Annotated in this window: 21 protein-coding genes and 1 pseudogene; 10 read left to right on the top strand and 12 right to left on the bottom strand. The window is 64.8% G+C overall.

Annotation, left to right across the window (positions count from 1 at the left end):
• Positions 1 to 72: 72 nt before the first annotated feature.
• The 4 genes and pseudogenes from ACQR07_RS12735 to ACQR07_RS12720 form a co-directional block, all read right to left on the bottom strand.
• Positions 73 to 723 carry a ChrR family anti-sigma-E factor gene (locus tag ACQR07_RS12735; RefSeq protein ID WP_434902617.1) on the bottom strand — a complete coding sequence of 217 codons (651 nt, stop codon included), beginning with the start codon at positions 721 to 723 and terminating at the stop codon, positions 73 to 75.
• Positions 720 to 1,265: a sigma-70 family RNA polymerase sigma factor gene (locus tag ACQR07_RS12730; protein ID WP_434902679.1), complete on the bottom strand. Its 546-nt coding sequence runs from the start codon at positions 1,263 to 1,265 to the stop codon at positions 720 to 722. The genes ACQR07_RS12735 and ACQR07_RS12730 overlap by 4 nt, the downstream gene beginning before the upstream one ends.
• 263 nt (positions 1,266 to 1,528) lie before the next feature.
• Positions 1,529 to 2,146, bottom strand: a complete 618-nt coding sequence (gene folE / locus ACQR07_RS12725) for a GTP cyclohydrolase I FolE (RefSeq protein ID WP_434902616.1) — start codon at positions 2,144 to 2,146, stop codon at positions 1,529 to 1,531.
• A 115-nt stretch (positions 2,147 to 2,261) separates the two neighbouring features.
• Positions 2,262 to 3,998: pseudogene (locus tag ACQR07_RS12720) on the bottom strand (methyl-accepting chemotaxis protein).
• 624 nt (positions 3,999 to 4,622) lie between these two features.
• On the opposite strand from ACQR07_RS12720, the gene ACQR07_RS12715 reads away from it, so the two are divergent.
• Both ACQR07_RS12715 and ACQR07_RS12710 read left to right on the top strand, forming a co-directional pair.
• Positions 4,623 to 6,209 carry a B12-binding domain-containing radical SAM protein gene (locus ACQR07_RS12715; protein WP_434902615.1) on the top strand — a complete coding sequence of 529 codons (1,587 nt, stop codon included), beginning with the start codon at positions 4,623 to 4,625 and terminating at the stop codon, positions 6,207 to 6,209.
• A gap of 406 nt (positions 6,210 to 6,615) precedes the next feature.
• Positions 6,616 to 8,973, top strand: a complete 2,358-nt coding sequence (locus ACQR07_RS12710) for an efflux RND transporter permease subunit (RefSeq protein ID WP_434902614.1) — start codon at positions 6,616 to 6,618, stop codon at positions 8,971 to 8,973.
• A 241-nt stretch (positions 8,974 to 9,214) separates the two neighbouring features.
• Here the strand turns inward: ACQR07_RS12710 and ACQR07_RS12705 are convergent, their stop codons facing one another.
• Entirely contained in the window at positions 9,215 to 9,709 is a 495-nt protein-coding gene (locus tag ACQR07_RS12705) for a hypothetical protein (RefSeq protein ID WP_434902613.1), read from the bottom strand.
• Between the two features lie 489 nt (positions 9,710 to 10,198).
• Here ACQR07_RS12705 and ACQR07_RS12700 point away from each other — a divergent pair, with 489 nt between their 5' ends.
• From ACQR07_RS12700 to ACQR07_RS12680, 5 genes are all read left to right on the top strand, one after another.
• Positions 10,199 to 10,432 carry a hypothetical protein gene (locus tag ACQR07_RS12700; protein ID WP_015668062.1) on the top strand — a complete coding sequence of 78 codons (234 nt, stop codon included), beginning with the start codon at positions 10,199 to 10,201 and terminating at the stop codon, positions 10,430 to 10,432.
• A gap of 221 nt (positions 10,433 to 10,653) precedes the next feature.
• Positions 10,654 to 11,532 carry a squalene synthase HpnC gene (gene hpnC, locus ACQR07_RS12695; RefSeq protein ID WP_434902612.1) on the top strand — a complete coding sequence of 293 codons (879 nt, stop codon included), beginning with the start codon at positions 10,654 to 10,656 and terminating at the stop codon, positions 11,530 to 11,532.
• Positions 11,529 to 12,368: a presqualene diphosphate synthase HpnD gene (gene hpnD, locus ACQR07_RS12690; RefSeq protein ID WP_434902611.1), complete on the top strand. Its 840-nt coding sequence runs from the start codon at positions 11,529 to 11,531 to the stop codon at positions 12,366 to 12,368. Before hpnC ends, hpnD begins: the two co-directional genes overlap by 4 nt.
• Positions 12,368 to 13,615, top strand: coding sequence for a hydroxysqualene dehydroxylase HpnE (hpnE, locus tag ACQR07_RS12685; protein ID WP_434902610.1), 1,248 nt, complete (start codon positions 12,368 to 12,370; stop codon positions 13,613 to 13,615). The genes hpnD and hpnE overlap by 1 nt, the downstream gene beginning before the upstream one ends.
• 308 nt (positions 13,616 to 13,923) lie before the next feature.
• Positions 13,924 to 14,688: a phosphorylase gene (locus ACQR07_RS12680; RefSeq protein ID WP_434868327.1), complete on the top strand. Its 765-nt coding sequence runs from the start codon at positions 13,924 to 13,926 to the stop codon at positions 14,686 to 14,688.
• Positions 14,689 to 14,934: 246 nt separating this feature from the next.
• Here ACQR07_RS12680 and hpnH read toward each other — a convergent pair whose 3' ends face one another.
• Complete coding sequence (gene hpnH / locus ACQR07_RS12675; RefSeq protein WP_434902609.1) at positions 14,935 to 16,083, bottom strand: adenosyl-hopene transferase HpnH; 1,149 nt, start codon at positions 16,081 to 16,083, stop codon at positions 14,935 to 14,937.
• A gap of 34 nt (positions 16,084 to 16,117) precedes the next feature.
• Positions 16,118 to 17,044 (bottom strand): 4-hydroxy-3-methylbut-2-enyl diphosphate reductase, encoded by a 927-nt coding sequence (ispH, locus tag ACQR07_RS12670; protein WP_434902608.1) that lies wholly within the window; start codon positions 17,042 to 17,044, stop codon positions 16,118 to 16,120.
• Between the two features lie 493 nt (positions 17,045 to 17,537).
• Between ispH and ACQR07_RS12665 the strand changes: the two genes are divergently transcribed.
• The gene (locus ACQR07_RS12665; protein ID WP_434902607.1) at positions 17,538 to 20,126 is read left to right on the top strand and encodes an MMPL family transporter; all 2,589 of its coding nucleotides are present in this window, start codon (positions 17,538 to 17,540) and stop codon (positions 20,124 to 20,126) included.
• Between the two features lie 106 nt (positions 20,127 to 20,232).
• Here the strand turns inward: ACQR07_RS12665 and ACQR07_RS12660 are convergent, their stop codons facing one another.
• Entirely contained in the window at positions 20,233 to 20,850 is a 618-nt protein-coding gene (locus ACQR07_RS12660) for a DUF2147 domain-containing protein (RefSeq protein WP_434902606.1), read from the bottom strand.
• A 101-nt stretch (positions 20,851 to 20,951) separates the two neighbouring features.
• Here ACQR07_RS12660 and hpnO point away from each other — a divergent pair, with 101 nt between their 5' ends.
• A complete protein-coding gene (gene hpnO, locus ACQR07_RS12655; RefSeq protein ID WP_434902605.1) occupies positions 20,952 to 22,343 on the top strand; it encodes an aminobacteriohopanetriol synthase HpnO in 1,392 nt (463 codons plus the stop codon).
• 398 nt (positions 22,344 to 22,741) lie between these two features.
• Here the strand turns inward: hpnO and ACQR07_RS12650 are convergent, their stop codons facing one another.
• From ACQR07_RS12650 to ACQR07_RS12635, 4 genes are all read right to left on the bottom strand, one after another.
• Positions 22,742 to 23,527 (bottom strand): anti-sigma factor family protein, encoded by a 786-nt coding sequence (locus tag ACQR07_RS12650; RefSeq protein WP_434902604.1) that lies wholly within the window; start codon positions 23,525 to 23,527, stop codon positions 22,742 to 22,744.
• Positions 23,524 to 24,078, bottom strand: a complete 555-nt coding sequence (locus ACQR07_RS12645) for a sigma-70 family RNA polymerase sigma factor (RefSeq protein ID WP_434902678.1) — start codon at positions 24,076 to 24,078, stop codon at positions 23,524 to 23,526. The genes ACQR07_RS12650 and ACQR07_RS12645 overlap by 4 nt, the downstream gene beginning before the upstream one ends.
• A 97-nt stretch (positions 24,079 to 24,175) precedes the next feature.
• A complete protein-coding gene (locus ACQR07_RS12640) occupies positions 24,176 to 24,511 on the bottom strand; it encodes a cupredoxin domain-containing protein (RefSeq protein ID WP_434902603.1) in 336 nt (111 codons plus the stop codon).
• A gap of 11 nt (positions 24,512 to 24,522) precedes the next feature.
• Entirely contained in the window at positions 24,523 to 25,467 is a 945-nt protein-coding gene (locus ACQR07_RS12635) for a metallophosphoesterase family protein (RefSeq protein ID WP_434902602.1), read from the bottom strand.
• A gap of 131 nt (positions 25,468 to 25,598) precedes the next feature.
• Here ACQR07_RS12635 and ACQR07_RS12630 point away from each other — a divergent pair, with 131 nt between their 5' ends.
• Positions 25,599 to 26,861: an acyltransferase family protein gene (locus ACQR07_RS12630; protein WP_434902601.1), complete on the top strand. Its 1,263-nt coding sequence runs from the start codon at positions 25,599 to 25,601 to the stop codon at positions 26,859 to 26,861.
• The last annotated feature ends 136 nt before the right edge of the window (positions 26,862 to 26,997 follow it).

Raw genomic sequence — 26,997 nt, 5'->3', positions numbered from 1 at the left:
GCCGTCCTGGCCGCAAACGGGCAAGTGGCGGATCGTCCAGACGATCACGCTCCTGGCCGTATCGTTGACGCGTCAGAGACGGACGAACGGGCTGATGATGCGGCCGAGCAGGCCATGCATGCGCAGGTCACCGGTCATGGCGACCAGGCACAGGCAGGGGCCCTCGTTGCCGACCACCGGACGATGGTCGACCTCGTCGTCGCCATAGTCGAAGTCGCCGGGACCGTAATGGCCGCCGAGATGGCTGAAGCTGCCCTTCAGCACACAGGTCAGCTCATTGCCGGAATGGGAGTGCTCCAGCATCCGCGCGCCGGGCTCCGAGCGCAGCAGGAAGGCGCGCGACTTGCCGGTGCCGGACAGCATGATCGGACGCATGCTGATGCCCGGCGCCACGCGCCGCCGCTTGCCGATCTTGCAGCGCTTGATCATCTCGGGCAGGTCGGCGAGCTCCGGATCGACCTTGGCCACGTCGCTCACGCGCGGGGCAGGCTGCTGGTGGCGCTCGATCCGGGCCATCACGGCGTCGAAGGCGTCAGCGGCCATGGCGACCGGCTTGGCTGCCTCCAGCGAGGCGCCGGCGAGCCGCTCGATCGCGCGCACGAAACGGCGGCATCGCGGGCAGTCCGCGACGTGGACGCCTGTGACCAGTTGCTCGGCCTCGTCGAGCGCACCAGTGGCATAGTCGGCCAGCAGGTCTTCCGGCGGGTGATGGCTGATCGTCATGTCGCGTCGTCCAACAGCTCTCTCAGGCGGTTCATTGCCAGCCTGATTCGTGATTTCACGGTACCGAGCGGCAGTTTGAGAACCGCCGCAATTTCCGAATGGGGTCGTTCCTCGATGAACGACAAGCGGATCACGGTGGATTGCTCCAGCGACAATCTTTCGATCGCGGCCGCCACCCGTGTGGCATCCTCGACACGCGAAACGATCTGGTCGGCCGCGAGCGTCGGGTCAGCCTCCTCGTCGAGGACGATCTCCTGGTTGAGCCGGCCCTCGCGCGACGACTTGCGCACGGCGTCGATCCGCTGATTGCGCGCGATGGTGAAGATCCAGGCGGCCGCGCCCGCGGTCGACGGATCGAACTGCGCCGCCTTGGTCCAGACCGCGACCATCGTCGATTGGGCGATCTCCTCGGCCTCGTCGGGCTGACAGCCCGACTTGATCAGAAACCCCTTGATGCGCGGAGCGAAGTGGTCGAACAGGGCCCTGAACGCCTCACGATCGCCACGGGCTGCGACGCGTCCAATCAATTCAGCCCAGTCCACAGTCGCCTTCGGCCCTCTGCTCGCATTGATCCGGATCGCGGCACCGGGTGCACGTCCGACCCTCGGGCGCGACGATGCCACGTTCGACCGCGCGAATCCAGCAGCTCTCATTCGTGTGGTCATGGTCCCCGACGCGCATACCCGATGTGGCGAAACGCGCGCCGCACCCGGCCGGATCACCGGCCGGACGATTTTCGACGGTGCGGTATCTTGGTCCGAAGCGGCCATGTCAGTCACCCGTCCGGGCTCAGCCGCCATCGGCCTCAGTCGTTGTCCGAATTGACCATGGCAAGGAACTCCTGACGGCTCATCGGGTCGGTGCGGAAGCAGCCGAGCATGCGGCTGGTGGTCAGATCGACGCCATGCTTCTTGACGCCGCGGGAGCTGATGCAGTGGTGGGCGGCCTTGATCACGACGGCGACGCCCTGCGGCTGCAGCACCTCGTCGATGATGTTGGCGATCTCGGCGGTCATGCGCTCCTGGATCTGCAGCCGGGCGGCATAGGCCTCGACCACCCGGGCGAGCTTGGAAATGCCGACGACGCGATTGCGGGGGACGTAGCCGACCCAGGCGCGGCCGATGATCGGCGCCATGTGGTGCTCGCAATGGCTCTGGAACGGGATATTCCGCAGCAGCACCATCTCGTCGTAGCCGGCCGTCTCCTCGAAGGTCTTGCGGAGATAATCTTCGGGGTTCTGGTCGTAGCCGGCGAAATAGCTCTTATAGGCGCGGGCGACGCGGGCCGGCGTCTCGGACAGCCCCTCGCGCGACGGGTCTTCGCCGATCCAGGTCAGGATGGTGCGGATGGCGTCCTCGACGTCGTCCTGGGTGACCGTCACGGGATCGCAGGCGAACGGGAGTTTCTTGGCTGTGTTGCGCACGGGGGCTCTCCGAAAGCAGGGAAACGGAACCCCCGATGCCGTGGATCACTCGCCCGCTTGCGAATGGCGCGATCGGCGGCAGGTCTCAGCCGCCGCCGAAGCGTCCGTCCGGCGATCAGCTCGCCTTGCGCAGTTGCGTCCCCGCCGTCGGGCCCGAGCGCAGGTTCTGGAAGAACTTCTCGACTTCGTTGGCCAGCGTCTGCGCCATCGAATTGAGGTCGCCGGAGGCCGACAGAACGGAGGCGGCAGCCGTCGAGGTCTCGCCGATGGCGTCGCGCAGCGAGCCGATGTTCATGACCAGCGTCTGGTTGCCCTGGGCCGTCGACTGCGCATTGACCGAGATTTCGCGCGTCGCCTGATCCTGTTGCTGGATGGCGTTGGAGATGTTCGAGGTGATCTCGTTGATGCCGCGGACGGCCTCGCCGATCTCGCGGACGGCATCGACAGCGGTCTTGGTCGAGGCCTGGATCAAGTTGACGTTCTGGCTGATCTCCTCGGTCGCCTTGGCGGTCTGTCCAGCAAGCGCCTTGACCTCGTGGGCGACCACGGCAAAGCCGCGTCCGGCGTCGCCGGCCCGGGCTGCCTCGATGGTGGCGTTCAGCGCCAGCAGGTTGGTCTGCTCGGCGATGGTCTGGATCAGGGTCAGCACGCCGTCGATGCGCTGGGTGGCGGCGGCGAGGCCCTCGATCTCGGTGATCGACTTCTCGGTGCGCTGCCCGGTCTGCTCCACGGCGCCGGCCGATTGCTGAATCTGGCGGCCGATCTCCTCGACCGAGGCAGACAGCTCCTCAGCCGCGCTCGCGACGGCCGAGACGTTGCTCGACGCCTGCGAGGTGGCGCCGGCCGCCGTGACCGCGCGCTCGGTGGCATCCGTCGTCAGCCGCGTGATTGCCTCGGCAGTGGAGCGCATCGCCGCGGCGTTCGCGGTGACGGTCTGCATCACGCCGCCAATGGCGGTACGAAACTGCTCGACCGCGGTTTCGATGTGGCGGGCACGGGCCTCGCGGACGACGGAATCCTGTGACACCTGGTCGTTGAGATCGCGGTTGTGCGCCATGGCCTGCTGAAAGATGCCGATGGCGCGGGCGAGCTCGCCGATCTCGTCGGCGCGTGCGGCATGCGGCACCTCCACGTTCTCGGTGCCGGTTGCGACCTTGCGGATGGTTTCGGTGATCTGTGACAGCGGGCGGGCGACCGAGCGGGCAATGATCACGACGCCGGCAACGACGAGCAGCAGCATCACGCCGCCGAGGCCGGTCAGCACCAGCGACAGCCTGCGGTTCAGCTCGGTGTCCTCGCCAATCTTGCGGCCGCGCTCGAGATAGACCTTGGAGAGCTCGTCGAGGTCCTTGTTCAGCGCGGAGCGAACCGAGCGGTTGGCGTCATTGTCGCCCCATTCGCGCCCGGCGGCGGGGCTGATCTCGTTGGCGCGGCGGACCAGCTCCTTGCGAAAGTCCACGAACTGCTCGATGCGCTTCTTGAACGTCGCGAATTGCTGCGCGTCGTCGACCTGAACGATCGATTGCCACTTGTCCACCACGCCCAGGATGTCGGCGTTGAACTTCAGAAGGCCGTCGCCTTACTTCTTGACCACCACAGGATCGGTCGACATGTAGACGCCGCGCGACTCCATCACGACCGCGTAGACGAGACCATTGACGCGCTGCACGTTGAGAGCTGCGAGGTTGGCCGTTTCGATCGCCCTCGTGAGTTCGGCTGCGCGGCGCGAGTTGTAGTCCGACAGCCAGGTGATCGCAGCGGTGAACGCTGCAAACAGCGCGAAGATCGCGTAGAGCTTGGCCGCGATGGAGTGGCGCGTTGTCGTCTTCGTTGACGTCGGACGTGAGGTCATGAGGGGAATTACCGCGAGGTTTGGCTGCTACGCAGACGCATGCGTTCATTAATACTTATGCAAAAGCTTCATGGAGAAAGCGTTAAATGAACACCATAAGTACTATGCAACCCTTGCGCACTTTGCTTTGTAGTTCAATCGCTTAGGCGGGGTTCGGAACACGGTGCGCCGCTGCGGCATCCGCATGACTACGGACATCGGTGGCATTGTTCCCTGCGATTGCGTTGCAACTGGTCTCGGCGTGTGACGCCGGCAGATCGTATGCTGATGCTGACCTGACGTCTCCGATGTCGCACGCAAGCATGCTGGCATCGATCGGCAGCAATGACGCCCGCAGTTTCGGATCTGCCCCGGCGCTTGCCGATCTCCAGGAACTTCACAGGGCCGAGCGAGTTTGCTCTCTCCGGCGTTCGATGATGGCTGATCCATGAGCGCGCGGGCGCCTTTGTCCGCAATGTCATCGCCCGTGCGGTGGATCGCGGCGACGCTGCGGACGAGTGGCCGAATCCTCCTATGCGCAAGCAAGGACCACAGGGGATCGGCTCAACTTTTCCGGAAGGGGTAGCGAAGCCGAAATCATGCTTCTATTGTGGTGTCCTGTGCAGGTGATCGCGAGGGTAGTCGATGAGATTCGAAGGCATCGAGACCGTACGGCGAACTCTTTGCGTGTTCCCGCGCTACACCTCGTCGTTCGGCACTTTCGAGCACGCCTATCCGCTCACTGACGGTGTTCAGGCGTTCATGCCGCCCCAGGGGCTGTTGCTGATCGCCGCCTATCTGCCGCGCGCATGGCAGGTCCGCTTCATCGACGAGAACATCGGTCCGGCGCGCGAGGAGGACTTCGCCTGGGCCGAAGCCGTGTTCGTCAGCGGCATGCATATCCAGCGCCAGCAGATGAACGACATCTGTCGCCGCGCGCATGAGTTCGATCTGCCGGTCGCGCTCGGCGGCCCCTCCGTGAGCGCGTGTCCGGACTATTATCCCGACTTCGACTATCTCCATGTCGGCGAACTCGGCGATGCGACCGACTTGCTGATCGAGCGGCTGTCCGCTGACGTCTCGCGCCCTGCAAGCCAGATCGTGTTGCGCACGGGCGAGCGCGTGCCGATGACCGACTTTCCGGTTCCCGCCTATGAACTGGCTGAGGTCAGCAAATATTTTCTCGGCAGCATCCAATATTCCAGCGGCTGTCCCTATCAGTGCGAATTCTGCGACATTCCCGGCCTCTACGGCCGCAATCCGCGCATCAAGACGCCGCAGCAGATCATTGCCGAGCTCGACAAGCTCAGGGAATGCGGCGTCACCGGCTCGGTCTATTTCGTCGACGACAATTTCATCGGCAACCGCAAGGCCGCGCTGGATCTGCTGCCGCATCTGATCGAATGGCAGAAGCGCACCGGCTATGTGATGCGGCTCGCCTGCGAGGCGACGCTCAACATCGCCAAGCGCCCCGAGATCCTGGAGAAGATGCGGGAGGCCTATTTCATCACCATCTTCTGCGGCATCGAGACGCCCGATCCGGATGCGCTGACCGCGATGCAGAAGGATCACAACATGATGGTGCCGATCCTGGAGGGGATCAGGACCATCAACAGCTATGGCATGGAGGTCGTGTCCGGCATCATCATGGGGCTCGACACCGATACGCCGCAGACCTCGGATGCGCTGCTGCAATTCGTCGAGGAGAGCCGGATCCCGCTGTTGACCATCAACCTGCTGCAGGCGCTGCCGAAGACGCCATTGTGGGACCGCCTGGAACGCGAAGGCCGGCTGGTCCAGGACGACAGCCGCGATTCGAACGTCAAATTCCTGATGCCCTATGACGAGGTGGTGACCGCGTGGCGGCGCTGCATGGAGGTGGCCTACGAGCCCGAGCGGCTCTACGCCCGCTATCAGCATCAATGCGACCACACCTATTCCAATCGCATCAAGGTGCCGGTCAGCGACGAGATGAAGAGCTGGCCGAACATCAGGCGCGGCCTGGTGATGATGGGCAAGATCTTCTGGAAGGTCGGCGTGCTCGGCGACTACAAGCGGCCATTCTGGCGCTTCGCCTGGGGCCAGCTGCGGCGCGGCGAGATCGAGAACTTCATCGCCGTAGCGATGATCGCGCATCACCTCATCATGTTCGCCCGGGCTGCCTCCCGCGGCCACCAGAACGCATCGAACTATTCGCTCCGCCTGCGTGAGGCCGCGGTCCCCGCGGCTTGACGGCTGCTCTCCCGAGGCGGGGAACTCGGCGTCGCTCGGTGTCAACGGTGCGGATGTAGGGCAACGGATGCCACATGCCGCTCAGCCGCGCGTGTGTGAGGCTTCGCGATCGTGGAGAGGCGGGCACGCGCAACCGCAGCGGCCGCTCAAACCCTTTTCAAGAATGACAGAATCGTGGCGTGATCCTCCTCGATACTGCTTGGCCGTGTTGTGTGGCCGGGCGCGGTTGCGGCTGGGGAGTGAACCCTGCTAGACCCTCGCCCGACGAATTTTGACGTGTTTTCAAGGATTAGCTCTGGCTGCGGGGCCACAATGCGGTCATCCCGGCTTCGCTGAGCAGCCTTATTTCTGCCCTATGCGCTCGAGCCTTCACTACCGGGCCGCGCCCCAACCACTGGACCCCCGAATGCTGGATGTCAGGCACGACAACGAAGTTCATGTCGAGAAGGTCGAACAGCGGCCGGTCGACAGCATCGCTTTCGGATTGGAGCGCCTGGGCCTGTTCGCCGTGAAGGTGCCGATCCTGTCCTGCATCGTCCTGCTGCTGCTGATCGTCGCCGCCGTGTTCGGCATCAAGCGCATCCAGATCGACGACTCGCTGAGCCAGCTGTTCCGCTCCGACAGCAAGGAGTTCCACCAGTACGAGGAGGTCACGAAGAAGTTCCCGGCGGAGGAATTCGACGTCCTGGTGGTCGTTGAGGGCAAGACGCTGCTCGCCCGCCCGAACCTCGAGAAGCTCCGCGACTTCGTCACCGACCTGCAGCTGGTCGAGGGCACCCGAGGGCTGGTGTCGCTGTTCTCGGCCCGCCAGGCCCCTGCGCCGGGCAAGCTGCCAGCGGCGCTGTTTCCCTCAGACCTGCCGGAGGGCGAGGCCTACGACAAGTTCATCGAGACGGTGAAATCCAACGAGATCATCCGCGGCAAGCTGTTGTCCGAGGATGGGACGCTGGCGCTGATCGTGCTGTCCCTCGAGCCGAAGGTGGTCGCCTCCAACGACCTCGGCAAGGTGATCGGCGAGATCCGAAAGCTGATGACCGACGACCTCGCCGGGACGGGACTGAACGTGCAGCTCTCCGGCGTACCGGTCATGCAGCTCGAGATCCGCAATGCGGTCGAGCGCGACGGGCTGACCTACAACGTGCTCGGCATTCTCGCCGGCTGCATCATCGCCATCATCTTCTTCCGCAAGGTCTCGTTCATGATCGCGGCGGCGTTCCCGCCGCTGATTGCGATCCTGCTCGCGCTCGGCGCGCTCGGCTGGGCCAATTTCAATCTCAACATGTTCCTGAACGTGATGACGCCGCTCATCATGGTCATCAGCTTCTCGGATTCGATGCAGCTCACCTTCGCCGCGCGCGATCGCCTGATCGCGGGGCAGGACAAGGTGACGGCGTTCAAGAACGCGGTGCTGGTGGTCGGCCCCGCCTGCGTGCTGACCCACGCCACCGCCGGCATTTCCTTCATCGCCCTGCAGTTCTCCGACAGCGACCTGATCCGCAAATTCGGCGAGGCGGGGCTCGCCGCCACGGTCATCGCGCTGGTCGCGGTGCTGTCGCTGGTGCCGGTGTTCGGCGTGCTGCTGGTACGCAACGAGAGGACGTTCGCGGTCAAATTCCAGGGCGCCGATGCCGGCGTCCAGGCGCTGCGCAATTTCTGCTACTGGATCGCGGTGCGCATGGTCGGCCGTCCCGGCCTGTTCAGCCTGATCGCGGTGGTGTTCGTCGGCTCGCTCGCGGTGGTGTATTCGACCCTGGAGCCGCGCTATCGGCTCGCCGACCAGGTGCCGGACAAGCAGCAGGCGGTTGCGGCGAGCAACCGGCTCGATGCCAAGCTGACCGGCGCCAACCCCGTCAACGTGCTCATACAGTTTCCGAAGGGCGCTTCGCTCTATGCGCCGGAGACCCTGCAGACGATCGCCGACGTCCATGCCACCGTCGAGAAGACTGCCGGCGTCGGCAACGTCTGGTCGGTCGAGACGCTGCGGCGCTGGCTGGCCGAGAAGGCCGGCTCATCTGATACGGCCACCCTGCAGGAGTATGTCAGCCTGATCCCCGAGCACCTGGTGCGCCGCTTCATAGACAAGGAGCAGGATGCCGTGGTGGTCGCGGGGCGGGTACCGGATCTCGATTCCAGCCAACTGCTGCCGGTGGTCGACAAGCTCGACCGCGAACTGGAAGCGGTGAGAAAAAAGCACCCGGGCTATGAAGTCGCCGTCACAGGTCTTGCGGCGATCGCCGCCCGCAACTCCGCTGGCATGATCGAAAAGCTCAACCACGGGCTGACGATCGAGTTCGCGCTGGTGGCGATGTTCATCGGGCTCGCCTTCCGCTCCTGGGTCGTCATGCTCGCCTGCATCCTGCCCGGAATTTTCCCGGTCGTGATGTCCGGCACCGTGCTGTGGGCGATGGGGGAGGGGCTGCAATTCGCCAGCGTGGTCGCGCTGACGGTGTCGTTCGGGCTCGGCCTGTCCGCCACCATCCACTTCCTCAACCGTCTCAGGATGGAGAGCGCGCCCGGGATCAGCGCCGCGGTTGCCGTCGAGCGCGCCACGGTGCTGGTCGGTCCTGCGCTCATCCTGACGACCGTGGTGCTGGCCTGCGGCCTGGTCGTGACGGTGTTCTCGGACCTGCCGTCGCTGCGGCTGTTCGGCTGGCTCAGCGCGTTCTCGATGGTGGCGGCGCTGTTCGCCGACCTCTTCATCCTGCGGCCGACGGCGATGTTCCTGATCAACCTCGCCCTGAAGCTGAAGCGCAAGCCGATGTGAGGTGAGGGTTTTGGTCTAGGCCCAACCCACAACTCTCATCGCCCGGCTTGACCGGGCGATCCAGTACACCGCGGCCTATCGGTTCTATTTCAACTACCTCTGGAATACTGGATCGCCCGGTCAAGCCGGGCGATGACAGCGAGGCTCGAAGGCTCAGCTTCTCGTGTAGCCGCAGTCAAAAAACAAAAACGGCCCTGACATCGTCAGGGCCGTTTGCGCATTCAGATGCTGATCGACCTGCTCAGGTCTTCGACATCGTGATGTTGACGCCGCGGATCTCGCCCTTCGAGGAGATCTGCACGACCTGCTTGGTGCCGTTGGTCTTCAGCGTGATGTTGGCGGCGAAGCCGGCGGCCTGCACGAACACGTCGATCGTGCCGTTTCCGGCGGTGCCCTGCAGGTCGCCATTCACGTTGCGGCTGGCCTCGCTCCAGTAGCCGGCGATACGATCGCCCTGGCTGGTCACGTCGCTCGTCAGCTCGAACTTATAGCTGTCGCTGGCGCATTGCAGGTTCAGCTTGAGATTGGCGGTGGCGACCTTGTAGCTGGCCTTGCAGCGGATGCGCTCGGTGGCGCCGTCGGACAGCGCGACGGTGCCGTTGCCCGACCAGGAGCCGTCGAAGCCGGCGAACGGGCCCGACTGCGCATGAACGGCCGACGCCGAGATGATCAGGGCAACGCCGAGACCCGCGGCCTTGGCGACGCGTCCGGAGAAGAATGAGCCGAACAGTTTCATATCGAGTTTCCCATCCAAAATGACACCGTTATGCCGGCGTATGTCGCCGCTTCGAACACTTGGTGTTCTCGCCGAACGTTAGGTTCAAATGACGGCCGCTCCGGTGCTGCGACCGGATGACATCCGTACCCGACACGGACCCCTTAACGAGTCGGCGGGCCATTCTCGCGAAAACGGCTGTAGAGCCTGTCCCTTCAGCTCCGGTTGCATCTAACGGTCCGCGCTGCATGCTTGCAACAGCCAATTGCGAAATTCGTGTTCCGAAAATAACGCCCTAGTATCAACGCCTTGTTTATGCCAAAGCTTTGATGCCCGAGGTTGATCTGCTCGGCATCACGGGCGCGAATTTGGCCACATTTGGCAGCGTACTTCCGGCGCTGGGGGGCTTGCGGTCCTTGCCGAATCAAACAGCCGTTTCCCGGACAGCATTGGCGATCCGGGCGAGCTTCGCTGCCGTCAAAATGTCTGCTGTCAAAATGAAGGAACACGATGCGTAAGATTTTCCTGGCACTTTCCCTGCTGTCGCTGACGGCGTCCACGGGTGCGTTCGCGCAAGGTGCGCGCGGCACTGCCGAGGAACAGGCGGCTTGCACGCGTGACGTTCAGAAGTTCTGCCGGGCCGTCATCGATCAGGGTGACTTCACCATCCTGGCGTGCCTGAAGGAGAACCGCCCCAAGATCAGCCCGGCCTGCGATCAGGTGCTGAAGACCCACAACCAGTAAGCGGTTGCCGTCCGGAGTGCTGGTTTCGGACTGTTTTGGTTAACGGCTGCCCGCCCGCCCATCAGGCGCGGCCGGCAGCCGCATTGCTTTGGCTGCCCCACATCGATTGCATTGGTTTTGGCGGGATCTTCGCCTATATGGGGCTGGCAATCCGTTCGCATGAGCGAAGCGGCGGGCATTGTTTTCGGTAGCGCCCTTTCAACCTGACAGCTGTTTCGTCCATGACCACCGCGAGCGATTTGCGATCCGGCAAGACACACCGGGACGAGAACTTTCCGGTGGCCTCGTGGATCATCCGTCCCGAGCATCGGGCGCTGATTCTCGCCTTCTACAATTTCGTGCGCACTGCCGATGACATCGCCGATCATCCGAGCCTGCCCGGCGATGAGAAGCTGCGGCTGCTCGATCTGCTCGAGGCCGAGCTGACCGGGACGGGCGAGACGCAGGATGTCGCCGTCAGCCTGCGCCGGGCGCTGGCCGAGCGCGGTATGCCGCCGCGCCACGCGCTCGATCTGCTGGTCGCCTTCCGCATGGACGTGACCAAGCTACGTTACGAGAACTGGGACGAGGTCATCCATTATTGCCGCTACTCGGCGATGCCGGTCGGACGCTTCATGCTCGACGTGCACGGCGAGTCGACCGCGACCTGGCCGGCCTCGGACGCGATCTGCGCCGGCCTGCAGATCAACAACCACCTGCAGGATTGCGGCAAGGACTATCACGCGCTCAACCGCGTATATCTGCCGCGCGACGCGCTGGCCGAGGCTGGCGCCACCGTCGAGATGCTCGGCGCGGCCAAGTCCTCGCCGCAACTGCTGGCCTGCCTGCAGAAGCTCGCAGTCCGCAACGCGGCGCTGCTCGAGGAGGGCAGGGACCTGAACAGCGGCGTCAAGGATTTCCGCTTCGGACTGGAGATCGCGGTGATCCAGGCTTTCGCCGACCGCATCGTGGCGCTGCTAAGGGTGCGCGATCCGCTCAGCGAGCGCGTGCACCTGACGCCCACCGGGATGCTCGGCCTGACCTTCGCGTCCGTTGCGGGCGAGATCGGCCGGCGCGTGGCCGGGCGTCATCCCGCGACCAAATCGGCGGCCGGCGCATGACCCTCGAAGCAACCGCTGACAACGTCGATCACGGCACGGCCGCCTCCGGCAGCTCGTTCTATGCCGCCATGCGCATCCTGCCGCGCGCGCAGCGCGATGCGATGTTCCAGGTCTACAGCTTCTGCCGCGAGGTCGACGACATCGCCGATTCCGACGGCCCGCGGCCCGAGCGGCTGGCGGCGCTGCAGAAATGGCGCGACGACATCGATGCGCTGTATCAGGGCCATCCGCCGCCACGGCTGCGCGACTACGTCGCCTCGGTGAAGACGTTCGGCCTCAAGCGCGAGGACTTCCTCGCCATCATCGATGGCATGGAGATGGACGTGCCGGCTGAGATCCGCGCGCCGGATCTGGCCACGCTCGACCTGTATTGCGATCGGGTGGCGAGCGCGGTCGGCCGGCTCTCGGTGCGCATCTTCGGCATGCCCGAGGAGGACGGCATCCTGCTCGCCCATCATCTCGGCCGGGCGCTGCAGCTCACCAACATCCTGCGTGACATCGACGAGGACGCCGGCATCGGCCGGCTCTATCTGCCACGCGAGGCGCTGCTGTTCGCCGGCATCACCAGCGACGACCCGGTCAAGGTGACCCAGGAGCGCGCGCTGCCGAAGGTCTGCAACTCGGTGGCCGTCCGGGCCAAGACGCATTTCGAGAAGGCCGACGAGATCATGCGGCGCAATCGCCGCCGCGCCGTGCGCGCGCCGCGCATCATGTCGAAATACTACCGCGCCGTGTTCGAGTTGCTGCTCGAGCGCGGCTTCGCGCTGCCGCGCGAGCCCGTCCGCGTGAGCAAGCTCACGAAGATCGGCATCATCCTCCGTTACGCAATCATCTGATGCAGAAGACCGCTCACATCATCGGCGCCGGCGTGTCCGGCCTTTCCGCCGGCGTGCGGCTCGCCAAAGCGGGCTACGTCGTGCACGTCCACGAGGCCACCCAGCAGCTTGGCGGCCGTTGCCGCTCCTATTACGACGCTGCGACCGATCTGGTGATCGACAACGGCAACCATCTGCTGCTGTCCGCCAATCACCACGTGCTGGATTATGCCCGCACGATCGGCTCCGAGGCGGGGCTGGTCGGCCCGAAGAATGCGCAATTCGCCTTCGTCGACATCAGGACGGGACAGCGCTGGCTGCTCGACCTCGGCAGCAGCCGGCTGCCGCTGTGGGTGTTCGACGACAAGCGCCGGGTGCCTGACACCAGCCTCGGCGATTACCTCGCGCTGTCGCCGCTGATCTGGGCTGCGACCTCCAAGACGATCGGCGACACCATTCCGTGCAAGGGCACGCTGTATGACCGGCTGGTGCAGCCGCTGCTGCTGGCGGCGCTGAACTGCGATCCGCCGGAAGGCTCGGCCGGCCTCGCCGGTGCGATCGTGCGCGAGACGCTGCTGGCCGGCGGCCAGGCCTGCCGGCCGCTGATCGCGCGCGACGGCCTGTCGGGCGTGCTGATCGACCCGGCCGTCAAATTCCTCGAAGGCAAGGGCGGCAGCGTCCGGATCGGCCGCGAGCTGCGCAGCCTCGAGAGTGCAGGCGGTCGTGTCACCGGCCTGAAGTTCGGCGACGAGACGGTCGCGCTCGGGCCGGCCGACGTCGTGGTGCTGGCGGTGCCGCCGCGGCCCGCGATGGCGCTGCTGCCGGGCCTGACGGGACCGACCAAGTATCGCGCCATCGTCAATGCCCACTTCCGCATCACCCCGCCGAAGGATGCGCCGGCGCTGCTCGGCGTGGTCGGCGGTCTGGTCGAATGGCTGTTCGCGTTTCCGCAGCGGCTGTCGGTGACCATCAGCAATGGCGACCGCCTGGTCGATACGCCGCGCGAGGAGCTCGCCCAGGCGATCTGGGCGGATGTCTGCAAGGCGGCAGGCATCTCGGCCGAGCTGCCGCCGTGGCAGATCGTGCGCGAGCGCCGCGCCACCTTCGAGGCGACGCCGGAGCAGAACGCGCTCCGTCCCGGCGTGAAGACGGCGTTCGGCAATCTCGCGCTGGCCGGCGACTGGACCGATACTGGCCTGCCGGCGACGATCGAAGGATCGGTCCGCTCCGGCGATCGCGCCGCGGAGCACCTGCTCGGGCGCGGCTGAACGCGTCCGGCCATCGGCGATTCGTCCGTTTTATGGCGCAGTTCTTGCTTAAGGTTCCACTGTCAGTGGTGCTGATGCGGGGACGTTCCAGACTGGAACAGCGGCAGCGGGACCAAATGGCAACACAGTTAAAGATTCGTGTCGTGTGCGGGTGCAGTGCGGCGCAAACGGGGTTTCCTCGCGGATTTTTTCTGCGTAATCCTCGGTTTGCTAAGGTCTTTCCGCTCTGGCGCCGCCGCGGTTGAGGCTTGGAACATGAGACGGAGACGTCGGCACACGGCGTCCCGAGAGGTGTCAGGGGTCGGATTGTGAAGTTGGGGATGGGGGACGAAATGTCCGCGGATCGCCCCATTGATCCGCGGCCGGTCTTGGTCGTGACTGGTCTGGTGCAGGAAGCCCGCATTGCTGCGGGGCCCGGCATGATGGTCATTTGCAGCTCGAGCGACCCGAAACAGTTGCGCTCGCTGCTCACCGTGTTCGATCCCACTTCGATCCGTGGCGTCGTCAGCTTCGGCGTCGCTGGTGGCCTCGATCCCAGCCTCAAGGCCGGCGACATCGTCGTCGCCACCGAGGTCACCGCGGGCGATGCCCGCTGGCTGTCGGGATTGTCTCTTCGCGAGGAGCACATTGCCCGCGCGGCCCTGAAGAAGCGCCGCGTGGTGCGTGGCGTGCTCGCTGGCGCCGAGGAAGTGGTGGTGGCAAAGGCCCGCAAGGCGGCGCTGCGCATGAAGACGGGCGCTGCCGCGGTCGACATGGAGAGCCACATCGCCGCCGCCTATGCCGCCGAATACGGACTGCCATTCGCCGCGCTGCGCGTGATTTCCGATCCCGCCCACCGCACCTTGCCGTCGCTCGCCAAGGACGCGATCAAGCCGAACGGCGACATCGACCTGCCGATGATCCTGCGCGGCGTTGCGCGCAATCCGGCCGTGCTGGGTGGTCTGGTCTCGACCGGCATCGAGTTCAACCGCGCTTTGCGCTCACTCCGCGGCGCCCGCGATCTGCTGCTGAGCGGCCTGCTGGCGGCGGAGCATTTCCTCGAGCGAGAGACGTTGGCCGCGGCCGAGGCTTGAGGCAGCGTCGAGTTTCTAAAGGTGGCAGGACCTATCGCGCATTGATTTGCGCGCTGTCGCGACTAACGCCCCCATCAATCGGTTACGCCGTCATGCCCGGGCTTGTCCCGGCCATCCACGTCGTTCTCAGTATGCCTAACGACGTGGATGGCCGGGACGGGCCCGGCCATGACGACGTGGGACAAGCGAAAACAAAAAAGGCCGCCGATTGCTCGGCGGCCTTTTTGCTGTTTGTTGATCGTCCGCTCAGGCCGCGGTCGAGGCCTTCTGCTGCGCTTCGACGGCTTCGTCGCGGCGGATCTCGGAGAGGCGCTTCTGCACCTCCGAGGAAAACACGTACTGTGCCGGGCGCTGCTTGGTGAGGTCGATCTCCGGCGCCATCGGGCCTTCGGTCTTGATGCCGCGCATCGAGACCATCATCGCCTTGATCGGGTTGCTCAGCGCCGCGTTCGCTGCGGTGGCTTCGTAGCCGCAATGCGCCATGCAGTCGGCGCACTTCTCGTACTTGCCGGTGCCGTAGGAGTCCCACTCGGTGGTCTCCATCAGCTCCTTGAAGGTCTTGGTGTAGCCTTCGCCGAGCAGATAGCAGGGCTTCTGCCAGCCGAAGATATTGCGCGCGGGCATGCCCCAGGGCGTGCACTCGAACTCCTGGTTGCCGGCGAGGAAGTCGAGGAAGAGGCCGGAATGCATGAAGTTCCACTTCTTGCCCTTGCCGAGCGCAAAGACGTCGCGGAACAGCTGCTTGGTCTTGGTGCGGTTCAGGAAGTGCTCCTGGTCCGGCGCGCGCTCATAGGCATAGCCGGGCGACATCGTCACGCCGACGCCGAGCTCGGTCGTGAAGTCGAGGAACTTCGCGATCTCCTCAGCCGGGTGGCCGTCGAACACGGTCGCGTTGACATTGACGGTGAAGCCGCGCGCCTTGGCGGCCTTGATCGCGGAGACGGCGCGGTCGAACACGCCCTTCTGCGACACCGCCTTGTCGTGGTGATCGCGCAGGCCGTCGAGATGCACGGAGAAGAACAAATAGGGCGACGGCTCGAACAGATCGAGCTTCTTCTCGAGCAGCAGTGCGTTGGTGCAGAGCGAGACGAACTTCTTGCGCGCCACGAGGCCGCGCACGATCTCGCCGATCTCCTTGTGGATCAGCGGCTCGCCGCCGGGGATCGCGACCATCGGCGCGCCGCATTCGTCGGCGGCGTCCCAGCACTCCTGCGCGCTCATGCGCCGGTTGAGGATCGCATCGGGATAGTCGATCTTGCCGCAGCCGGCGCACGCGAGGTTGCAGCGGAACAGCGGCTCCAGCATGAGCACCAGCGGATAGCGTTTGCGGCCGAGAAGCTTCTGCTTCATCAGATAGGCCCCGATACGCAGTTCCTTATGGAAGGGGATTGCCATTACGTCTCTTCTTTCTGGACCAAACGAGGAGCGATCAGCCCGCGACCAACTCGGTCGGCAGGCGGAATTCGATGTTTTCTTCCCGCCCCGGGACCACCGCGACCTCGACCGGTCCGATGCGCCGCAGGGCCATGATGACGTCGTCGACGAGCACTTCCGGGGCCGAGGCGCCGGCCGTGATGCCGACGGCCTTGGCCTGCTTCAGCCAATCCGGGTTGAGCTCGCTGCCATCTGCGATCAGATAGCTGTCGACGCCGGCCTCAGTGCCGATCTCGCGCAGCCTGTTCGAGTTGGAGCTGTTGGCGGCGCCCACCACCAGGATGACGTCCACCAGCTTGCTTAAGTCCCTTACCGCAGATTGCCGGTTTTGTGTCGCATAGCAGATATCCCGGATATCGGGACCTTGAAGGTCTGTAAAGCGGGCCTGAAGGGCCGAAATGATGTCTTTGGTGTCGTCCACGCTCAGGGTGGTCTGGGTGATATAGGCCATCGGAGTATCCAATGGCAGGGGCAGGGCGGCCACGTCGGCCACGTTCTGCACGAGGTATACCGGTCCGGGAACCTGGCCCATGGTTCCCTCGACCTCGGGATGGCCGGCATGGCCGATCAGGACCAGGGTACGGCCCTTGGACATGTAGCGCTTGCCCTGGTTGTGGACCTTGGTCACCAGCGGGCAGGTTGCATTGAGCACGGGCAGGCCGCGGGCCGCGGCCTCCTCCTCGACCGTCCGGGCGACGCCATGGGCGCTGAACACGGTGACGGCGCGCGGCGGCACGTCCGCAAGGGTCTCGACGAAAACGGCGCCCTTGGCCTTCAGGCTCTCCACGACGTGCTTGTTGTGAACGATCTCGTGCCGCACATAGACCGGCCGGCCGTGCTTCTCCAGCGCGCGCTCGACGATTTCGATCGCACGCACGACACCTGCACAAAAGCCGCGCGGTTGCGCGAGATACACCTGCATTGGACGACGATCAGCCACGTTGCCTCACTTTCGACCTGCCGTCTCCTTGCGCGAGCGGTGCAATATCCGCACCAGGGCGCGTGCCCCAATTCGCCCGCTCATACGCATGGAAGCGCAGGGCTTTGTGTCAAAAATCGAGCAGGGAGGAAAGCCGGTTTGCAAGTCGCTCGCATGTGATCGGCGACACATAAGCGAGAATTGGCCGGGGGTAATTTGGTAATTGTAATTTAGATTAATTAATTGAGGAGGTTAGGCTCTCACTCGTTCGTCACTTTACCGCCGAGAACAGCCGCTATATCAGGCCGCCTCGATGGTTCCGTCCATCATTCGACCTGATTTGTTGTTCACGGACCAGCCGCGTTCTCACGCGAAACGGTTCACGGGCGGGTCGGACCTCGCCTAGGACTTGCGCCCCGAGCTCGGCTCTGGCCAGGGAACTCCGTCATGGCGCGGACGTTTCCGCCCAGCTCACTGAAAATTAGAAAGACAAGAAGTGCTGACAACGATTGTCGTCTCCATCGTCAAGGCCTGCACACGATTTGCGTGGCCGACGTTGATTGCGGGCCTCCTTCTGTCGGTTGCCGCCGGGGTCTACACGGCCGGCCATTTCGCCATCAATACTGACATCAACAAGCTGATCTCCCCCGAGCTCGATTGGCGCAAGCGCGACCAGCAATATGAGCAGGCGTTCGATCGCGACCGCATGATCCTCGGCGTGGTCGAGGCGGCGACGCCTGAGCTGACCGGGGTTGCGGCCGACGCGCTCGCCAAGAAGCTCAAGGACGACACCAAGAACTTCTCCTCGGTCGAGCTGCTCGGCGGCGGCGAGTTCTTCGCCAGGAACGGCCTGCTGTTTCTGCCGACCGAGGAGGTGAAGCAGCTCACCGGCCAGTTCGCCGCAGCGGCGCCGCTGATCGAGATCATGGCCGGCGATCCCTCGATCCGCGGCCTGACCGGCGCGCTCGAGACCGGCCTTGCCGGCGTCAAGCGCGGCCAGGTCCAGCTCGACAGCACCGCGCGCCCGTTCGACTACATCTCGCAGACCGTCGAGACCGTGCTCGACAAGGGCGATGCGACCTTCTCCTGGCGCCAGCTGATCTCGGACAAGCCGCTCACCGACAGCGACAAGCGCGCCTTCATCCAGTTCAAGCCGATCCTCGACTACCAGGCGCTGGAGCCCGGCAAGGCGGCGACCGATGCGATCCGCCAGGCCGCAGCCGACCTGGATTTCCCGAACCGCTTCCACGCTCGCGTCAGGCTGACCGGTCCGGTGCCGATCGCCAACGAGGAATACGCCACCGTGCAGGAGGGCGCCGTCGTCAACGGCATCGGGACCGTGGTGGTGGTGCTGATCATCCTGTGGCTGGCGCTGCATTCGGCCAAGATCATCTCGGCCGTGTTCATCAACCTGTTCATCGGCCTTGCCATCACCACGGCAGTGGGCCTGATGATGGTTGGCTCGCTCAACCTGCTGTCGGTCGCCTTCGCCGTGCTGTTCATCGGCCTCGGCGTCGATTTCGGCATCCAGTTCAGCGTCCGCTACCGCTCTGAGCGGTTCAAGAACGACAACCTGCCGGAGGCGCTCGCCGAAGCCGCCAGCCGCTCGGCGGTGCCGCTGTCGCTCGCGGCGATGGCAACGGCTGCCGGTTTCCTGTGCTTCCTGCCGACCGACTACAAGGGCATCTCCGAGCTCGGCGCCATCGCAGGCGCCGGCATGATGATCGCCTTCCTGTCGTCGATCACGGTGCTGCCGGCGCTGTTGAAGATCCTCAATCCTCCGGGCGAGAAAGAGCCGGTCGGCTACGCCTTCCTGGCGCCGGTCGATGACTTTCTCGAGAAGCACCGCGTGCCGATCATCGTCGGCACGCTCGGCCTGGTCATCGCCGGCCTGCCGCTGCTGTATTACATGAAGTTCGACTTCAACCCGATGAACCTGCGCAATCCGCACGCCGAGTCGATCGCGACCTATCTCGACCTGCGCAAGGATCCGAACACCGGGGCCAACGCCATCGACGTGCTGACCCGGTCGGAGACCGACGCCAAGGCGATCGAGGCCAAGCTGGAGAAGCTGCCGGAAGTGGCGCGCGTGATGTCGCTCGACAGCTTCGTGCCCGAGGATCAGCCGACCAAGCTGAAGCTGATTGCGCAGGGCGCGAAGGTTTTGGGTCCCGCGCTCAATCCGGATCAGGTCGATGCGGCGCCAACCGACAAGGAGAATGTCGAGGCGCTGAACTCGACCGTCGACAATCTCCGGCGTACGGCAGGCGATGCCAAGGGCCCGGGCGCGGTGTCGTCACGGCGGCTGGCCGACGCGCTCGCCAAGCTTGCAGGCGCCAGCGAGGCGGTGCGCAACAAGGCCCAGGACGTGTTCGTCGAGCCGTGGAGGATCACGCTGACGCAGCTCAGCGCCACCCTGCAGGCGCAGCCGGTGACGCTGGCCAATTTGCCACCGGAGCTGGTGTCGCAGTGGAAGAGCAAGGACGGCCTGATTCGCGTCGAGGCGCAGCCGAAGGGCGATCCGAACGACAACGACAATCTCAGGCGGTTCGCCAATGCCGTGCTGACGGCCGAGCCCAACGCGATCGGCGGTCCGGTCTCGATCCTCAAATCCGGTGACACGATCGTGAAGGCCTTCATTCACGCCGGCATCTACTCGCTGGTCGTGATCAGCCTGCTGCTGTGGGTGACGCTGCGTCGCTTCTCCGACGTGCTGATGACGCTGGTGCCGCTACTGGTTGCCGGCGCCGTCACGCTCGAGATCTGCGTGCTGATCAAGCTGCCGCTGAACTTCGCCAACATCGTCGCGCTGCCGCTGCTGCTCGGCATCGGCGTGGCGTTCAAGATCTACTACGTGGTGGCGTGGCGCGGCGGCCGCACCAACCTGCTGCAGACCAGCCTGACCCGGGCGATCTTCTTCAGTGCGCTCACCACGGCGACCGCGTTCGGCAGCCTGTGGCTGTCGAGCCATCCCGGCACATCCAGCATGGGCAAGCTGCTGGCGCTGTCGCTGGTGACGACGCTCGCCGCTGTGCTGCTGTTCCAGCCGGCGCTGATGGGCAAGCCGCGCGAGGTCAAGGAATAGACGCGTTCCGGCCTCAGCCGGTCGTCGTCGGACATGAAAAAAGCGGCCGAGCGATCGGCCGCTTTTGTTTTGTGCATCCGATCAGCGGATGGATGCGCCGGCCGTCTCAGCGAGCGCGGGCGATCTCGGGAATCAGGCAGATGTCGCCGATCTGATCGGTGGGCTTCTGGCCAGGCTTCGCAGCGGCCGAGGCCGTGCCAGTCGTCGTTTTCGCGGCGGGAGCAGGGGCCGGCGTGATTGGTTTCTGTGTACCTTTGGCCATGCTGTTCACGGGGCTCGACGGGATCGGCGGGCCGACACGCGTCCAGGTTTCGCCGCCGCACAGGAAGCCGAGCACACAGCCCTTGATCTCCAGATGGTCGGGATCCGTCGGGGTGATGGTTGAGCTGTAGAGCTGGCCATCCTTGGCGTTGTAGACTTGGCCTTCCCATACCTCTGCGCCCGGCTTCTTCTTCATGTCGATCAGGATCGGCATGCCGAGCGTCGGCCGGCTCTGCTTGGAGGGATCCGGGTTACTGCTGTCGCGTCCGCCCGGGGTCTTTTCCCACGCGACGACGCCCCACATGCTGCCGTTGCATTGTGCGACTCGGATGTTTGCGACACCGTCGGCGACCCGCCACTCACCGGTCGGGTCGGCTGCGAGCGCAGAAGAAATTCCTGCTGCGAACAAAACGCCCGAATATGCTATCACTGTCCGCGTGAGGTATTTGAAGCGATGCAACATTGGCTGAAACCCGTGCTTGCTTTGATGGCGCGAATGAGGGCAAAACGCCGCATTGCGCGTTTTCAGTTGACGAAACGTCTCTCAACCGAAGTATGTAGCTGATGCTAAAACCAAATCTAGACGTTTCCGAGATGTTTGTGGAGCGCCAATCGCAGCGCAGCACGATGCACTCTCGGCATCTGAACGAGCAGCTGGTTCGCGTTCTCAAGACGATTGGATATGATGTCGGGTTCCAAAAGGGACAAGGGCAATATCTCTATGACCGCGACGGGGCCCGCTATCTCGACCTGCTGAGCGGATTTGGTGTCTTCGCAATCGGCCGCAACCATCCGACGCTTCGTGACGCCCTCAAGAGTGTGCTCGACAGCGACCTTCCGAATCTCGTGCAGCTCGACGTCTCCACCCTTGCGGGAGTTCTTGCCGAACGGCTGCTGGAATATGTCCCATACCTGGACAAGGTGTTCTTCGCCAATTCGGGCGCCGAGACCGTGGAAGCCGCGATCAAATTCGCGCGTGGTGCGACCGGCCGCCCCGGCATCGTCTATTGCGGGCACTCCTATCACGGCCTGACCTACGGCGCGTTGTCGCTGACCGAGGATCCGAATTTCCGCAGCGGCTTCGAGCCGCTGCTGCCGGGTTGCACCGCTGTCCCATTCAACGATCTCGCGGCGCTCGAGCAGGCACTGTCCTCGCGCGAGATCGCGGCCTTCATCGTCGAGCCTATCCAGGGCAAGGGCGTCAACATGCCCTCCGACGAGTTCCTGCCGGGCGCTGCCGCGCTGTGCAAGAAGTACGGCTCCATCTTCATCGCCGACGAGATCCAGACCGGGATGGGCCGCACGGGGCGGTTCCTCGCGGTAGAACATTGGAACGTCGAACCCGACATGGTGCTGCTGTCGAAGGCACTGTCGGGCGGCCACGTGCCGGTCGGCGCGCTGCTCACGCGCAAGCAGATCTTCGACAAGATCTTCAACCGCATGGATCGCGCGGTTGTGCACGGCTCGACCTTCGCCAAGAACGATCTCGCGATGGCCGCAGGGATCGCGACGCTCGAGGTGATGAAGGCCGAGAAGCTGGTCGAGGCCGCCGCCAAGCGCGGCGCCGAATTGCGTCTGGCGCTGACGCGGATGGTGCCGGGCTACGAGCTGCTCAAGGAAGTCCGCGGCAAGGGCCTGATGATCGGCGTCGAGTTCGGTCCGCCGAAATCGCTCCGGTTGAAGGCCTCCTGGAACGTGCTGGAGAGCGCCAACAAGGGCCTGTTCTGCCAGCTGATCACGGTGCCGCTGTTCAAGGATCACAAGATCCTGACCCAGGTCGCCGGCCACGGCCTGCACACCATCAAGCTGCTGCCGCCTCTGACCATCACGGAAGAGGACTGCGCCTGGATCGAGCGCGCCTTCGACGACGTGATCGCCCAGAGCCACAAGGTGCCCGGCGCGATCTGGTCGCTCGGCAAGACCCTGGTGGACAACGCGATCAGGAAGTCGGCGTAGCCGGATCAGTGGGATCGGCGGCCCATGATGGACGTTACGTACGGTAGTGTTATTAGTTGTCGTACTAGGCCGATAATGTCCAAGCTGAACCGCCTGCTGGTTGTCGGGATCGCGCTGACGGCGCCTGCGTCCCCGCTGGCCGCCGATCCAAGAGATGATTGCAGCGGTCGCTGCGAACGCAACGCAGCCGCAGACCGCCAGTCCTGTGCAGAGCTCCCTCTCAATCCATCGTGCAGGGTCGTCGTCGAGAAGAACAGGCTGCGCTGTCTCGACTATTGCGAGCGGACCTATCCCGGCACGCCCGGTCAGCCCTCTGCTCCGCCGAGCGGCGACAAGATCTGAGGCCGGACCGGCTCTGGGCTCCAGGATCGAAGCACGCGCGGCGAGCCATGTCAGCGCTACCCCTCCTTGTTGGCCCGCATCGCAGTTTCGAACCGCTCGCCGAACTCGCCGAGCTCGTCGGCGCCCAAATCGCTGATCGCCCAGTAGTTCAGGCCGCCGGCGCGCCAGCTGCGGATGTTGAAGCCCTGAAGCGTCCCGGTCGTTGCCGGCCGTTGATCGGTGCGCGATGTCTGCGCGACGAACAGATTGATCACGTGCTGGCGGCGGCGATAGACCACCGCGCCGATCGCGCGCGCATCGACGTAGTCGAGCCGGCCGCCGACCAGCGTGAAGCCCTGCGCCGTCAGATCGATCACCGGAGGTGCGACATCGAGCTTGCCGTTGAACCACGGCTTGACGGTGTGCTGATCGGTCGAGATCACGTCGGTCAAGTGCCCGGCCTGCAGCGAGCGCAGATGCGCCGAGACGATCTCGGCCTCGATCCGCTGCTGGTCGTCATTGCGCAGCACGATCGCGACCAGGCCGGTGGCCGCCAGCGCCGACACCGCGGAGCCCATTGCAAATCCCCTGAGCAGCGAGCGGCGGTTCGGCGCGGTGAATGATGAGACATTGCCCGGCTGGGCTGGCGGCAGCGCCGCGTCGATCGACTGGCGCAGCGCGGCGGGCGCCTTGAACGTCAGATCAGCGGCGGCCAGCATCTGCTTCATCTCGCGGATGCCGGCGAGCTCCGCGGCGCAACGGGAGCAGCCGGCGATATGGGCCTCGACCTCGCGGGCATGGCCGGCGTCGAGCTCGCCATCGGCCAGCGCGTGAATGAGGATCTCGGCTTCGTCACAGGTCATGGCTTCGGCTCCTCCTGCGCGAGCCAGGCGGTGCGCAACATGGCGCGGGCGCGGGCCAGCCGCGACATCACGGTGCCGACCGGCACGCCGGCGGCTTCCGCGATCTCGCGATAGGACAGGTTGTTGATCTCGCGCAGCACGAACGTCTCGCGAAACGGCTCGGCGAGCGTGTCGATCATGTGCTGGATGGCGGAGGCATCGCGCTCGCGCAGCACGGCGCGCTCTGGCGTCTCGGTGCTCTCCTGCCACAGCGGCGGCTGCTCGGCTGCCTCGGGCGCATCGTCGAGCGCCTTGACCGGCGCGTGGGCGCGCCGCGCGAATTCGGCGTGGCAGACGTTGCGCAGGATCGCGAACAGCCACGGCTTGATGGCAGGGCCGCGATAGCTGTCGAAATGCTTGAAGGCGCGCAGATAGCAATCCTGCACGGCGTCTTCCGCGTCGGCCGGATTGCGCAGCAGATAGCGCGCCAGCGTATAGACGTCGTCGAGATGGGGCAGCGCCGCCTCGCGGAAGCGCCGCGCCCTCTCCGGATCGTCAGGCGATGGTGTCACCGGGGTTCCTTCCGGATCGGTTCGCGGCATCACGGCCGGGCTGGCGGCGCGATACCGGCCCGGCCACGACGCTGTTCTCATGCCCTGGTTCACGGCGCTACTCAACCTTCACCATCCCCGTCATGTGCGGATGCAGCGAACAAAAGTATTTGTAGTCGCCGCTCGCAGCGAAGGTGAACGAGAAGCTGTCGTCGGTGTCGAGCGCTTTCGACCTGTATTTTCCGGCCGACACCACCGTGTGCGGAATGTCGTCATGGTTGGTCCAGGTCACGGTGTCGCCGACCTTCACCGTCACTTCCGCCGGGGTGAAGGTGAAGTTGTCGATGGTGACCTTGATGGCCTCGGCACGCAGCGGCGTCGTGCCGAGCATCAGCAGGGCGGCCGTGAGGGCGAGGCGGACGCCTCGACCCGGCAATACGATCTTCGTCGTCATATGGCAGTCCTTCAACCGGCGAGCGGCGTGTCGATGATCGCGAGCCGCTCCGCTCCGACCTTGAAGTCGATGCTGGCGATGCCGAGCAGGCTGCGCAGCCTCATATCCTCGACCTTCATCGGGCCGGGCGAGGGCGCGGTTCCCGGCGCCGGCTGCGGGAAGGCGGTCGAGCGCGCGGTGTGGAAGGTCACGTTGCCTTCGACCTTCTGCATCACCTGATGGATGTGGCCGTTCAGCACCGTCACGGAGCCAAAGCCTTTCAGATAATCCAGCGCACGGCCGCCATCCTCGGTGCCCCAGCCCCATTCCGGATACACCGTCCACAGCGGGATGTGCGCGAACACCACGACGGGCGTCGATTTCGAACGGCCCTTGAGATCCTGCTCGAGCCAGGCGAGCTGCTCGGCGCCGAGATTGCCGAGGCCGCCGGCCTTGAGGTCGACGACGTTGACGAGCCCGATGAAGTGCACGCCGTTGGCGTCGAACGAATACCAGCCGGCGCCGCGCGTGCCCTTGCCGTAGCGCTCCTTGTAGAGCTTGACGTCCTCGTCGAGGAAATCGTGCTCGCCCGGCACGTAGTGCACGTCGAGCCGCGACTGCGAGATGATGCGGTCGGCATCGTCGAACTCGGCCGCCTTCGACAGATGCGAGATGTCGCCGGTGTGGATCATGAAGGCCGGCTTGACCGGCATCGCCTTGATCCGGTTGATGGCTTCTTCGAGTGTGCCGATCGCATTCGGATTGGCCGGCTTGTCGAAGCCGACATGGCTGTCGCTGATCTGCAGGAAGGTCAGGCCGGAGGCGGCTTGCTCGGCGGCCTTGGCCGCATCGACCAGGCCCAGCGAGCGCGGCACGCCGCCGGTGAGGGTCCAGAGCACGCCGGTGCCGGCCCATGTCATGCATTCCAACACCTTGCGGCGGCTGACGCCGTTCTCGTCATGATCGTCCAGGCTCATCGTACTCTCCCATGGCCCATGGTCGGGCGTGCGGGGAGGAGAGCGGTGGCGGCGCCGTTTTATTCCCGGCTTCTGACGATGAAGAAGCGATGACGTGTTCGTGATCATGTCGGCAATGGCCGGCAGCTGCGATGTTCACGCAGGATGTGGGCGTAGTGGTACGCGAGGAATATAAGCGGCGCGCTGCGCTGGCAGCGGCGGATGACATGGATGCGACGTCGATGCATGAGCGCGTGACTCCGAAGCAGCAAGGAGCCGGGACGGCGGCCGGCCGCATCGTGCCGCTCGACCGCGCCAGGACCTTCATCACGCTCTCGGTCGTGCTCTATCACTCCGCGATCAACTACACCTATTTCGGCCAGGGCGGCGACCGCATGCACTGGCTCGGCTTCGATCTGGTCGCGCTGTTCAACGACAGCTACTTCATGTCGTGCATGTTCTTCATCTCCGGCCTGTTCGTGCCTGCGAGCATGGCGCGGCGAGGGGCGCCTGATTTTCTCTGGCGCCGCGTGCTGCGGCTCGGCATTCCCTATGTCGTCTCGATCTTCGCGATCATGCCGGTCGCCTATTATCGCTACTACGTGGCGGAGGACACCTTCACCGCGGTGTGGTGGCGCATGATCAGCGAGGGACCATGGCCGTCGGGCTCGGCCTGGTTCCTCGGCGTGCTGCTGATGTTCGACATGGTGGCCACGCTGGTTGGAGCGTGGGCGCCGCAGGCGATCGGCGCACTCGGGCGCTGGGCCCGCACCTTGCTGCGCTCGCCAGTCACGGGATTCCTGATCTTTCTCGTCATTGCCAACGCGGCCTATCTGCCGCCGCATCTCGGCTTCGGCGACGGTCTCTGGTTCATGCCCGGGCATTTTCCGCTGCCGCTGCAGGCGAGCCGCGCGCTGCTCTATCCGACGTTCTTCGTGGCCGGATTGGCGATCGGCGCGGCTGACCTGCGGACCGGACCGTTCGCCGCCGATGGCGCGCTGGTGCAGCGCTGGGCGCTCTGGTTCGCTCTCTCCTATGGCTGCTACGCCATGATCCTGTTTCTCGCCTACGCCCACCACAACTGGATGGCCGACTTCGACTCGCCGCCGCTGTGGTGGCGCGCGGCCTATGGCAGCGCCGTGGCGAGCTTCTGCGCGGCGATGGCGTTCGGCGTGCCGACCTTCTTCCTGCGCTGGACAAACGCGCCGCTGGCGCTGATGGACCGCATGCAGCCCTCGGCCTACGGCATCTACCTGCTGCACTTCCTGCCGCTGCTCTGGCTGCAATATCTGGTGTTCGACCCGGCTTGGCCGGCCGCGGTGAAATTCGCGATCGTGCTGGTGGGGACGCTGTCGGTGAGCTGGCTGGCCGCCGAGCTGCTGCGGCGAATTCCGCTGGTCAGGCGGATCATTTGATCCGTCAACAGCGGGCTACGGTAGTAATCGCCTAGCTGATCGCAGCCCCCGACTCTCAGATCACATACGAAGCGCAGTGCGAATTGATGCGTCCTCTCCCCTTGTGGGAGAGGGCATGTAAGACGGTGCAGCAAGC

This window comes from Bradyrhizobium sp. HKCCYLS20291 (assembly GCF_051167715.1).
Classification (GTDB): Bacteria; Pseudomonadota; Alphaproteobacteria; order Rhizobiales; family Xanthobacteraceae; genus Bradyrhizobium.
Note: the sequence above shows the minus strand (reverse complement) of the source record. Positions and strands in the feature narration are given on the sequence as shown.

Bases quoted from the DNA above. Each gene is read 5' to 3' on its own strand.
- ACQR07_RS12705 (WP_434902613.1), bottom strand. From the start codon at position 9,709: ATGAAACTGTTCGGCTCATTCTTCTCCGGACGCGTCGCCAAGGCCGCG.
- ACQR07_RS12650 (WP_434902604.1), bottom strand. From the start codon at position 23,527: ATGACCTGTGACGAAGCCGAGATCCTCATTCACGCGCTGGCCGATGGC.
- hpnC (WP_434902612.1), top strand. From the start codon at position 10,654: ATGACCACCGCGAGCGATTTGCGATCCGGCAAGACACACCGGGACGAG.
- ACQR07_RS12710 (WP_434902614.1), top strand. From the start codon at position 6,616: ATGCTGGATGTCAGGCACGACAACGAAGTTCATGTCGAGAAGGTCGAA.
- ACQR07_RS12735 (WP_434902617.1), bottom strand. From the start codon at position 723: ATGACGATCAGCCATCACCCGCCGGAAGACCTGCTGGCCGACTATGCC.
- ispH (WP_434902608.1), bottom strand. From the start codon at position 17,044: ATGCAGGTGTATCTCGCGCAACCGCGCGGCTTTTGTGCAGGTGTCGTG.
- hpnD (WP_434902611.1), top strand. From the start codon at position 11,529: ATGACCCTCGAAGCAACCGCTGACAACGTCGATCACGGCACGGCCGCC.
- hpnO (WP_434902605.1), top strand. From the start codon at position 20,952: ATGCTAAAACCAAATCTAGACGTTTCCGAGATGTTTGTGGAGCGCCAA.
- hpnH (WP_434902609.1), bottom strand. From the start codon at position 16,083: ATGGCAATCCCCTTCCATAAGGAACTGCGTATCGGGGCCTATCTGATG.
- ACQR07_RS12660 (WP_434902606.1), bottom strand. From the start codon at position 20,850: ATGTTGCATCGCTTCAAATACCTCACGCGGACAGTGATAGCATATTCG.
- ACQR07_RS12715 (WP_434902615.1), top strand. From the start codon at position 4,623: ATGAGATTCGAAGGCATCGAGACCGTACGGCGAACTCTTTGCGTGTTC.
- ACQR07_RS12630 (WP_434902601.1), top strand. From the start codon at position 25,599: ATGTTCACGCAGGATGTGGGCGTAGTGGTACGCGAGGAATATAAGCGG.
- ACQR07_RS12640 (WP_434902603.1), bottom strand. From the start codon at position 24,511: ATGACGACGAAGATCGTATTGCCGGGTCGAGGCGTCCGCCTCGCCCTC.
- ACQR07_RS12700 (WP_015668062.1), top strand. From the start codon at position 10,199: ATGCGTAAGATTTTCCTGGCACTTTCCCTGCTGTCGCTGACGGCGTCC.
- hpnE (WP_434902610.1), top strand. From the start codon at position 12,368: ATGCAGAAGACCGCTCACATCATCGGCGCCGGCGTGTCCGGCCTTTCC.
- ACQR07_RS12635 (WP_434902602.1), bottom strand. From the start codon at position 25,467: ATGAGCCTGGACGATCATGACGAGAACGGCGTCAGCCGCCGCAAGGTG.